This window comes from Nesterenkonia sphaerica, from assembly GCF_005771565.1.
GTDB lineage: Bacteria > Actinomycetota > Actinomycetes > Actinomycetales > Micrococcaceae > Nesterenkonia > Nesterenkonia sphaerica.
Genome location: NZ_VAWA01000032.1, coordinates 1 through 9,573, shown reverse-complemented (window position 1 = coordinate 9,573; position 9,573 = coordinate 1). Strand labels below are relative to the sequence as shown.

The 9,573-nt window shown below is 69.4% G+C and carries 11 protein-coding genes; 8 read left to right on the top strand and 3 right to left on the bottom strand.

Annotated features, from left to right (window positions below; all coding sequences use genetic code 11):
- Positions 1-162: 162 nt before the first annotated feature.
- Together FEF27_RS12690 and FEF27_RS12685 are read right to left on the bottom strand one after the other, a co-directional pair.
- Positions 163-783: a recombinase family protein gene (locus FEF27_RS12690; RefSeq protein WP_138171247.1), complete on the bottom strand. Its 621-nt coding sequence runs from the start codon at positions 781-783 to the stop codon at positions 163-165.
- 336 nt (positions 784-1,119) lie between these two features.
- Positions 1,120-1,578: a LysE family transporter gene (locus FEF27_RS12685; RefSeq protein ID WP_166430024.1), complete on the bottom strand. Its 459-nt coding sequence runs from the start codon at positions 1,576-1,578 to the stop codon at positions 1,120-1,122.
- Between the two features lie 62 nt (positions 1,579-1,640).
- Between FEF27_RS12685 and FEF27_RS12680 the strand changes: the two genes are divergently transcribed.
- Positions 1,641-1,817, top strand: a complete 177-nt coding sequence (locus FEF27_RS12680) for a transposase (RefSeq protein ID WP_138171245.1) — start codon at positions 1,641-1,643, stop codon at positions 1,815-1,817.
- Between the two features lie 15 nt (positions 1,818-1,832).
- On the opposite strand, the gene FEF27_RS12675 is transcribed toward FEF27_RS12680, so the two are convergent.
- The gene (locus FEF27_RS12675) at positions 1,833-2,429 is read right to left on the bottom strand and encodes a TetR family transcriptional regulator (protein ID WP_243729245.1); all 597 of its coding nucleotides are present in this window, start codon (positions 2,427-2,429) and stop codon (positions 1,833-1,835) included.
- 127 nt (positions 2,430-2,556) lie between these two features.
- Between FEF27_RS12675 and bioB the strand changes: the two genes are divergently transcribed.
- The 7 genes from bioB (at position 2,557) to FEF27_RS12640 (ending at position 9,340) form a co-directional block, all read left to right on the top strand.
- Positions 2,557-3,849, top strand: a complete 1,293-nt coding sequence (bioB, locus tag FEF27_RS12670; RefSeq protein ID WP_138171244.1) for a biotin synthase BioB — start codon at positions 2,557-2,559, stop codon at positions 3,847-3,849.
- A complete protein-coding gene (locus FEF27_RS12665; protein ID WP_424991690.1) occupies positions 3,846-5,309 on the top strand; it encodes an aminotransferase class III-fold pyridoxal phosphate-dependent enzyme in 1,464 nt (487 codons plus the stop codon). The genes bioB and FEF27_RS12665 overlap by 4 nt, the downstream gene beginning before the upstream one ends.
- Positions 5,296-6,486 carry an aminotransferase class I/II-fold pyridoxal phosphate-dependent enzyme gene (locus tag FEF27_RS12660; protein ID WP_243729244.1) on the top strand — a complete coding sequence of 397 codons (1,191 nt, stop codon included), beginning with the start codon at positions 5,296-5,298 and terminating at the stop codon, positions 6,484-6,486. The genes FEF27_RS12665 and FEF27_RS12660 overlap by 14 nt, the downstream gene beginning before the upstream one ends.
- Positions 6,483-7,733 (top strand): cytochrome P450, encoded by a 1,251-nt coding sequence (locus FEF27_RS12655; RefSeq protein ID WP_243729243.1) that lies wholly within the window; start codon positions 6,483-6,485, stop codon positions 7,731-7,733. Before FEF27_RS12660 ends, FEF27_RS12655 begins: the two co-directional genes overlap by 4 nt.
- 17 nt (positions 7,734-7,750) lie before the next feature.
- A complete protein-coding gene (gene bioD / locus FEF27_RS12650) occupies positions 7,751-8,470 on the top strand; it encodes a dethiobiotin synthase (RefSeq protein ID WP_243729242.1) in 720 nt (239 codons plus the stop codon).
- Between the two features lie 342 nt (positions 8,471-8,812).
- Positions 8,813-9,058, top strand: a complete 246-nt coding sequence (locus tag FEF27_RS12645) for a type II toxin-antitoxin system Phd/YefM family antitoxin (RefSeq protein ID WP_138171243.1) — start codon at positions 8,813-8,815, stop codon at positions 9,056-9,058.
- Positions 9,059-9,076: 18 nt separating this feature from the next.
- Complete coding sequence (locus FEF27_RS12640) at positions 9,077-9,340, top strand: type II toxin-antitoxin system RelE family toxin (protein ID WP_138171242.1); 264 nt, start codon at positions 9,077-9,079, stop codon at positions 9,338-9,340.
- The last annotated feature ends 233 nt before the right edge of the window (positions 9,341-9,573 follow it).

Genomic DNA, 9,573 nt, shown 5'->3' with positions numbered 1-9,573 from the left:
CCCCTGCTACACCCTTATTTGCGATGAGCCACATATGGCCGCTTCGAGTTTGCCCTTCCGGAACTACGCGAATACCTCCGCGACCACGCGGCCCAACTCATCGCCCAATCCGAGAACTGAGTCGGGGCCCACACATAAGCGCACGACTTGGAGATGTCCGATCTATTGATCGGAGCCGGTCGGGGGTTCGGGTTCAGCGGTCACCGATTCAGCTGGGCGTGGTGGCAGGTGCCGATACAGGCTCGTCCTGGTGATCCCAGTCTTAGTGACGATCTCAGCGATCGTGTGCCCGGACTCGCGCAGGTGCTCCGCGTAGGCCAGCTTGTCCGGGTCCACCACCGAAGGCCGGCCCACCCGGCGACCCTTTGCTGTCGCCATGGCCCTCGCGTGCGCAGCGCGCTCCACGGTGTAGGTGCGCTCCATCTGTCCGAACAGGGCCAGCAGCACCACGGCCAGCTGCGCCATCGGATCCTCCGGGTTCGATGAATCGACTTTGATCGGGTCCGCCAGATTCCGGACCCCCACTCCCCTCTCAGCGAGGTCGTGGATCAGGTTCAACGTGTCGCGGACCGTGCGCCCGAGCCGGTCGAGCGTGTGGACCACGATCACGTCCCCGTCGCGGGCATACTCCAACACCGCGGTCAGTCCCGGACGGTTCACAGTGGACCCTGACTTTTTATCCACGTAGATTCGATCAGCTGCGATACCGACCTCGCGAAGGGCGTCGATCTGTCGCTCGAGGTCTTGTTTCGCCGTGGAAACCCGCGCATATCCCAATTCCATGCCCCGAGAGTACCAGTAGTCAGAAAAGTACGGCATAGATGAGACGTACTAGTGGGGATAACTTGTGGGACATAGACGCGCCGATGGTTCTGTGCTGGAACGGCTGAGGGTAAAGGGTGTCCCACAACCAAGGCACTGGAACGACCACTCGAGGATCCACCCCTCGTGAGTAACGAGCGGCTTTCGTGAGCTGACGCGGGATCAAGCCAAGGTCTGGGCCGCGAGCATTACCGCCATCACAAGCAGGGCGATTCCGGATCCGCCCTCGATGAGGCGGGTCCAGGTAGTATTCATCGTTCGCCTCAACCCGGCGATGAAACCTGCGCAGATGAAGCACTAAAGCAGGGACGAGACCATGAAAGCTGAGAAAAAGATCATCAGTGAACTCAACGGCGCGTCTTCGCCCAGTGCTCCAGCGACCGCGCCCCCGGCTCCACCCCAGTAGACGACGTTCCAGACATTGCTCAAAGACATCAGTGCACCCGCCACCACCGGACCTCTAAGAGGGCTAGAACCAGACACAGTGTTGTCAGATCCGGCGATATCCGTCCTGCGGGCGGCCGCGTAGATGCCGTGCCCGTCCAGAAGGACCAGGACCAGACAGCCGACCAACGTGATCGGGGTGCGCAGCTGCGGCTGCGTCAGAAGCGCCGCGGCGCCAACCAGGCCGAAAACCGCCCACAGTGCGTCGCCCACTAACGAGTCGAGCTGGACACCCATTGCTGGTTTGAATCCGCCGCGCACACCGCGACGTGAAGACTCCGTGAAAACAGGTCCAGGGGCTGCGTTGAACACGAGGCCAAGCCAGAGGCCTGTAAGAATTATCTGCACCACAGAGTTCCGCCACCGGCCGGCCGGTGGACTACGACGGGGAATCCTACAAACGGCGCAATGTCGTCGAGCGCAGCTTCAACACCCTGAAGCAGTGGCGTTCCCTGGCCACCCGCTACGACAAGCCGGCCCTGACCTACCGGTCCGCGGCCGTCCTGCAAGCAGTCGTCCTCTGGAGCGCAGCATTAGGAGACACACCCTAGGAGACGGACCTGCCCTCACGGTCCCTGGTGGGGGCAGGCTCCCGGGGCCGTGGGCCCGAACAGCCCGTGGAGGATCACCAGCAGTCCCCACTCGAAGGCATCATCGCCGTGTGGTGAGCCAGCGACGCCGGGATCGACGGCGGCCAGTCGGACTGATTCCTGCGCCACGGCGATGGAGCCGAGGACGTGGTTCATGACCAGGTGCTGGGCCCAGGCGGCGTTCTCGACTCCTGCAGCCTCGAACGAGGTGCGGAGCCGGTTCAGGGGAGCGAGCGCGTCCGACTGCAGGGACTGGGCGACCTGCACGACCTCCGCGCTGTCCGGCACGTTGACGAGCGATGCGCGGATGCCCCGTGCGAGCTCGCCGACAGCCTCGCACGCCGAGTCCCGGTCGATCGGCGCGGGCGGGATCGCGATTCCGTCGAGCAGCCGGGTGGCCACTCCGACGAGCAGCTCCTGCTTGTTCTTCACGTGCCAGTAGAGCGCGCCGACCTGCACATCGAGTTCCCGTGCCAGCCTGCGCATGGACAGGTCCGCCAGGCCGAAACGGGTGAGGATGTCCACGGCCGTGGCCTCCACCTGCTCCCGGTCCAGCATCAGGCGCTCCGTCATGCACCCCATCGTAGGCTTCGCGATCACCACTTGAACACCGTTCAAGACTGTGCTGTACTCGACAACGCATCGACTTGAACGCCATTCAAGACCGGATCTCTGGTCTGCGACCCTCCGGAAGGCACCCATGGCACAGACCGCTCCCGAGACCACCCGGACCGAACCCGTTCCGGCGGACCCTGCCACACTTGCCGCTACCGTCGCGGCAGGCCACCGCCTCACGGCCAAGGAGAGCCTGGCAGTGCTGGCCACCCCGGATGCCGACACGCTGCGCCTGGTCACCGAGGCCGGGCGTCTCCGCCGTCGGCACTTCGGCAACACGGTCAAGGTGAACTACCTGGTCAACCTCAAGTCCGGGCTGTGCCCGGAGGACTGCACCTACTGCTCCCAGCGCCTCGGCTCGACCGCAGAGATCCTCAAGTACTCCTGGCTCAAGCCGGAGGAGGCCGTCGAACAGGCCAAGCTGGGCATCGGCGGCGGTGCCTCCCGCGTCTGCCTCGTCGCCAGCGGTCGCGGACCGTCCAATCGCGACGTCGAGCGCGTGGCCACCATGACCGACCAGCTCAAGGCCGAACACCCCGAGGTCGAGGTCTGCGCGTGCCTGGGCCTGCTCAAAGACAACCAGGCCGACCAGCTCCGCGAGGCCGGTGTGGACGCCTACAACCACAACCTCAACACGGCTGAGTCCAAGTACGAGGAGATCACCACCACCCACACCTACGCCGACCGCGTGGACACGGTGGAGCGAGCCAAGGGTGCCGGGTTGTCCCCGTGCTCGGGGCTGATCGTCGGCATGGGCGAATCGGACGAGCAGGTCGTGGAGGCCGTGATGGCACTACGGGACCTGGGCAGCGACTCCATCCCCGTCAACTTCCTGATGCCCTTCGAAGGCACCCCGCTGGCCGGCACCTGGGAGTTGACCCCGCTGCGCTGTCTGCGCATCCTCGCCATGGTCCGCCTGGCATGCCCCGACACCGAGCTGCGCCTGGCCGGCGGCCGCGAGATGCACCTGCGCGGACTGCAGGCCACGGCCCTGGAGGTCGCCAACTCCCTGTTCCTCGGCGACTACCTCACCAGCGAGGGCCAGACCGCCGAGCAGGACCTCGCCATGATCGCCGACGCCGGCTTCCGCGTCTTCGGTGCAGGCGAAGCCCCGGGCGCCGGGGAGGCAAGCGGACAGGCGGCGCCCTGGGCGGCGGTCTCTGGTGATCCGGCGGAGGCGCCATGCGGTGCTCCGGCGCACGCGGCAGCGAGCTGCGGTTGCTGCTCAAGCGAGACCTCCGTCGAGACCTCAGCCGAGACCTCAGCCGACGCAGGTGCCGGCACCAGCGCCGATGCGGGGGCCGACATCCCGGCCGGGACCCTCGAGCCGCGGATCCGGCGCCGGGGGGCTGGCACCGCCGACGCGCCGAACGCGTGACCAGCCCCGCCTTGGACCGCCAGCGATCGGTCGTCGACACTCCCGCCCGGCAGGAGCGGCGCACCCTCCTGCAGCGTGACGCCGGCCTGGTCTGGCATCCCTACGCCCCCGTGGACGCCGGCGCGCACTACGCCGTCCGCGCCGCCGAGGCCGCCCGGCTGACCCTGGAAGGGCCCGATGGTGCCACCTGCGAGGTCGTGGACGGCATGTCCTCGTGGTGGTCCGCCATCCATGGCTACCGGCACCCCGTCCTGGACGCGGCGGCCCGCGATCAACTGGACATTTTCAGCCACGTGATGTTCGGCGGGCTCACCCACGAGCCCGCCGTCGCCCTGGCCGAGCGGCTCGTGGCGATGACCCCAGTGGGGTTGCGACACGTGTTCCTCGCCGACTCCGGGTCGATCAGCGTGGAGGTCGCCCTCAAGCTGGCCCTGCAGGTCCAGGCTGCCCGCGGCGAGCCGCAACGACAACGCTTCCTGGCCCTGCGCGGTGGTTACCACGGGGATACCTTCGCCACCATGGGGGTCTGCGATCCCGAGGACGGGATGCATGCCGAGTTCTCCGGGCTCGTCCCTCGGCAGGCCTTCCTGCCGCGGCCCCCGGCGGGCCGGCTGGGCGCGAACGGCGCCTGGGAGTACGACGACGGTGCCCTCACCGCCTGGGAGGCACAGACCCGCAACGTCGCGGAGGGACTCGCACCCGAACTGGCCGGCATCGTCTGCGAACCGGTCCTGCAGGGGGCCGGTGGAATGTACGCCTACCCGCCGGCCGTCGTCGGGATCCTACGGCAGATCGCGGACGACCACGGCCTGCTGCTGATCTTGGACGAGATCGCCACCGGCTTCGGCCGGACCGGCCGGTTCTTCGCCAGCGAATGGGCCGAAACCACCGACGGTCAAGCCGTGGTCCCGGACATCCTGTGCGTGGGCAAGGCACTGACCGGTGGATACCTCACGCTCGCCGCCATGCTCTGCACCGCAGCCGTCGCGGATGCGCTCGGCGCCGGGCCGAACGGTGGGGCGCTGCTGCACGGCCCGACGTTCATGGGAAACCCCCTGGCCTGCTCGATAGCCGTGGCCTCCCTGGACCTGCTCACCGGCGGCCCCGGTGGCTCCCTTCCGGCCGTCGGCGCTGAACCGGGCCAGGCCGATCCGGCAGGCGCCCGGCCACCGTGGCAGGTCCAGGTCGAGACCCTGCAGGCCAGGCTGCGGACGGAGCTGGCCCCGTCCCGGGAGCTGTCCTGCGTCCGGGACGTGCGCGTGCTCGGCGGGGTCGGCGTCGTGCAACTGGACGGCCCGGTGGACGTGGCGGCAGTGACCCGGGAGGTCGTGGACCGCGGAGCCTGGGTCCGTCCGTTCCGCGACCTCGTCTACGTGATGCCGCCGTACGTCTCCACCGCCGAGGACCTCCGCACCCTGGGCGCCGCGATCATCGAGGGTGTGGCCCGTGTCCACGACTGACGTCGTGCCACCGGACTCCTGGCAGGACTGGGTCGACTCCCGTGCCCGCGTCCGCAGGGCCCGCGACGGCGAGCGATCCGATCGTGCCATGCCGGCCGGTGGTCTCGACCTGGCCTCCAACGACTACCTCGGACTCTCCCGCGAGCGGTCCGTGGTCCAGGCCGCCGTCCGCGCGGCCCGGACCCACGGCGCCGGGGCCGGGGCCAGCCGCGTGGTCACCGGCACCCACCCGTTGCTGCCCGCGCTCGAGGCCGACCTCGCCCGCTACACGGGCCGTCGCGCGGCGCTCGTGTTCTCCAGCGGCTTCACGGCCAACCAGGGACTGCTCGGGGCACTCGGGGGCCGCGGGGCGCTGCTGGTGCTCGATGAGCACGCCCACGCCAGCCTCATCGACGGCGCCCGGCTCTCCCGCGCTGAGGTGCGCACTGCCGCCCATGGTGACCTGGACGCGATCGAGGCGACCCTGCGGGAGCACCGGGACCGGAACGGACCGCGGGCCCGGGCCGCCGTCGTCGTGGAATCCGTGTACTCGGTGCTGGGCGACGCCGCGCGGCTGGCCGAGGCCGCCCGCCGGTGCGCCGAACACGGCGCGCTGCTCGTGGTGGACGAGGCCCACACGCTGGCCGCGGTACCGGGCGGGTCCGCGGTCCGCGCCGCCGGACTGCACGGCGCCGGCCACGTGGTGGTCACCGCGACGCTCTCCAAGGCACTCGGCGCCCAGGGCGGAGTGGTGCTGTTCGGCGGGCTGGGCGCCGCCGCCTGGCGCGATCACCTGCTCAACACCGCGCGCACCTTCCTCTTCGACACGGCCCTCGCCCCGCCGGCAGCCGGTGCGGCCCGGCGCGCCCTGGCCCTGGCCGATGAGCGGCGGATCGGACGGCTCGCGGCCAACGCAGAGCTCGCACACCGGCTCCTGGCCGCCCACCCCGTCACGGCCGGCCGCGTGGAGCGCGGGGACGGAGCGATACACTCCCTGCAGATGCGCAGCCCCGCCGGGGCGGTACGTACGGCCGAGGCGCTGCGCGCCCAGGGCATTGCCGTGGGTTGCTTCCGCCCGCCGAGCGTGCCGGATGGCATCGCCCGCCTCCGCATTACCGTCCACGCCGACCACGGCCGGCGTCGGCTCACCCGCGCCGTGGCCACCGTGGCGCAGTGCATCGACCGGGAGGACCCGTGAGTTGCCCCTTCGCACCGACGACTCCGGCCGCTACAGGGCGCGTGCCGGTCCCGGCGACCGCACCCTTGGCGGGCGCCCTGCCGGAGGCCTACCCCGAGCAGGTGCTGGACCGGCACCGCTGCGTCGAGGACCCGCGGACGGTTCGCGAGGTCCTGCGCCGCGCTGAGGACTTCGTCCCGGACAACGCCCTGAGCACGGTCGTCCCGCTGGCCCCAGCGACCCTGCGCCGGCTGGCTGCCGCCGGGTTCGCCCTGCCGCCAGTGCTGGCCAGCGCCTCCGGTCCCGGACACCGGCACGTGCGCCGGGTGGTCGCGCGGTTCTTCAGCCCGGCGCGGGTCGGCACGCAGGCCGGGGCGGTCGCAGGGCTCGTCCGGGAGGCCTGCGCCGGGATCCGGGGCCGGCTCGAGGCCGGAGGCGAGGTCGACCTCGCGCAGGAGGTGGCCGGCGTCGTCCCGCCGGTGATCATCTCGGCCCTGACCGGCGTGCCCAATCCGGCCCACGCCGACCTCAAGCGCTGGAGCCGGGACTCCCTCGAGCTGTTCTGGGGTTGGCCCGAGCCCGGCCGCCAGCTCAAGCTGGCCAACAGCGCCATCGCCTTCCACGCCTGGCTCGGCGAGGCAGTGGACCGGTGCCTCGCCGAGGAGCGCGCCAGCCCGGACCTGCCCGGCGGGCAGAACCTGTTCGCGGCCCTGGACGGGGCCGGCGTCGAACGGGACCGGATCCGCTCCCTCGGCTACTTCCTCATGATTGCCGGCCAGGAGACCACCGCGATGCTGGCCCAGACGGCGCTCTCCACGGCACTGGCCGACGGGCGCTGGGCTGAGTCTGAGGGGCACTGGGCCGACTGCGCCGACCCGGAGTCCGGTGCGGCGGCCTCCCGTGCCGTGGTCGCCTCCGTCCTGGCCCGGGCCTCCTCGGTGCCGACCTGGCGCCGCGTGGTGGCGGCCGACACCCGCGTCGGCGACGAGGCGTTCACGGCGGGGGAGCATCTCGTGCTGCAACTCTCCGGCGGCCAGCTGGGGGAGACGGAGGATGCGTCACTGGCCTTCGGCTTCGGCCTGCACCGATGCCTCGGGGCTGGGCTGGCCGAACTGGAGGCGGCCGTCATCCTGCACGAATGCGCGAGGGCCATGCCGGACCTCGACCCCGTGGGCGTACCACAGTGGGGCCACCTGCTCTCCTTCCAGGCGCCGCGGACCGTGCCGGTGCGGGTCCGGCCGTCGGTGCCGGTGGGGGTGAGGGCATGAGCGGGGCCGCGCTGTGCGTGACGGGCACGGACACCGACGTCGGCAAGACCGTGGTGACGGCGTGCCTGACCGCCGCGGCGTTAGCGGAGGTGGAGCGTGTGGCCGTCTACAAGCCGGCCCAGACTGGGGTGAGGCCGGACGAGCCCGGCGACGTGGACACCGTGGCCGCCCTGTTGGGCCACCCTGACCGGCTCACCGTGGCCGAGGGCGTGCGGCTCGGGCCGGCGATGGCACCCGTGGACGCCGCGCTCGAGGCCGGGGGAGAGGCCGCTGTCGAGGCGCTGCCCGGACTGCGATGGCACCTGGACCGGATCGCGGCGTTGGCGGCAGAGCACGGGATGGTGCTCGTCGAGGGCGCCGGCGGGTTGCTCGTCCAGCTCACCGCGGACGGGGCGACGATCGCCGACCTCGCCCTGGCGACCCAGGCGCCCCTGGCCGTGGTCACCCGTCCAGACCTCGGCACGCTGAACCACACCGAGCTGACGCTGGAGGCGGCTGCGCGGCGTGGGGTACGCCCTGGCCCATTGGTCATCGGTAGCTGGCCGGCACGGCCGACGGCGGTACACCGGTCCAATGAGCTGCGGCTGCGCGAACTGGCCCGTGAGCACGGCTACGCGTGGGGCGGGGCCGTGCCGGCGCACCTGGGCGCCGCGGCGAGGGAAGACCTGCACCGCGCCGCCGCCGGATTGACCGGGGTGGTTCCGGGGCGGCACGACCACGAGGTGATCCACCCTTAACCTGAATCCACCGGTACGGGGCCAGATTCTAGGGGTCCGCCCACCGGGCAATCCCCCACTCCGAACTACTCCATATGGATACTGGCCTAAGATCGCCCGTATACCCCGCCCAATTAAAAACACGGTGAAGGCCCGCTGGCTATGTGGCACGCCCCTGGACAGGCTTGCCACGTCAGTGTTCGCTGGCTCTGACCCTCTCCCTGCTGTTCAGACCCTTCCCGGTCGGTGTTTCCGAGGGATCCGGCAACCCTTGACTCCCCCGGAAAACGCGGCCTAGGCGGGATAAGACGCATCAGGACCAACGTAGTTGAGCCTCAGTTGTACAAGATGTACTCTTGATGCATGACCAGTACAACCCTCAGTGACTTCCGAGCCCACCAGAGCAAAGTCCTCGACGATGCTCAGCGCGAGCCGGTAGAGATCCTCAGCCGCGGTAGCCGACGACGCGCCGTGGTGGTCTCCCCCGAGTTCTTCGACCGCGCGATCCAGGCCCTAGAGGACCAAAGTGATATCCGCGGCGCTGCAGAAGCCCGTGGCGAGACTGGTCAGGTATCCCACGAGGACCTGATGGCCGAACTAGGCCTCTGAGCCCGGCTGTACTGCTATATGCCGTTGTACTCGATCACCTATAAGCCCTCTGCTGCGAAAGCTTTTCGCAAAGTCCACCCCAGCGATCGTCGTCGCATCAAGGAAGCGATCGAGCACCTCGCTCAGAATCCACGTCCTCAGGGATACGTTCAGCTCAGCNGCGGCGGCGCCGGTGAGTGCCGTATCCGAGTAGGCCAATACCGCGTTGTCTACGACATCGCCGATGACGAGCTAGTGATCCTGGTGCTACGCATCGGGCATCGCCGCGAGGTGTACCGATAAAGACTCAGCCCAGGACAACACATAGCGACTGAACAGCTCGGTGAACAGGTCATCAGATCGCCTCAACTATCGTCGGGCCCTGTCACTGCTCTGGCTCCCTCAACTCGTCTTCAGAGGCTCGCTACAAGGACCTACTTGCCTTTCACGAAGGCATCCTCCGCTGGTAATAACCTGAAAGCTGGACGTCCCGCGCGGGACTAAACTGGCTCATCGCAGATGAGGGTGTAGCAACG

Excerpts from the sequence above, each read along its gene's own strand:
- FEF27_RS12645 (WP_138171243.1), top strand. The coding sequence starts at position 8,813 with ATGACCAGTACAACCCTCAGTGACTTCCGAGCCCACCAGAGCAAAGTC.
- FEF27_RS12675 (WP_243729245.1), bottom strand. The coding sequence starts at position 2,429 with ATGACGGAGCGCCTGATGCTGGACCGGGAGCAGGTGGAGGCCACGGCC.
- FEF27_RS12690 (WP_138171247.1), bottom strand. The coding sequence starts at position 783 with ATGGAATTGGGATATGCGCGGGTTTCCACGGCGAAACAAGACCTCGAG.
- bioB (WP_138171244.1), top strand. The coding sequence starts at position 2,557 with ATGGCACAGACCGCTCCCGAGACCACCCGGACCGAACCCGTTCCGGCG.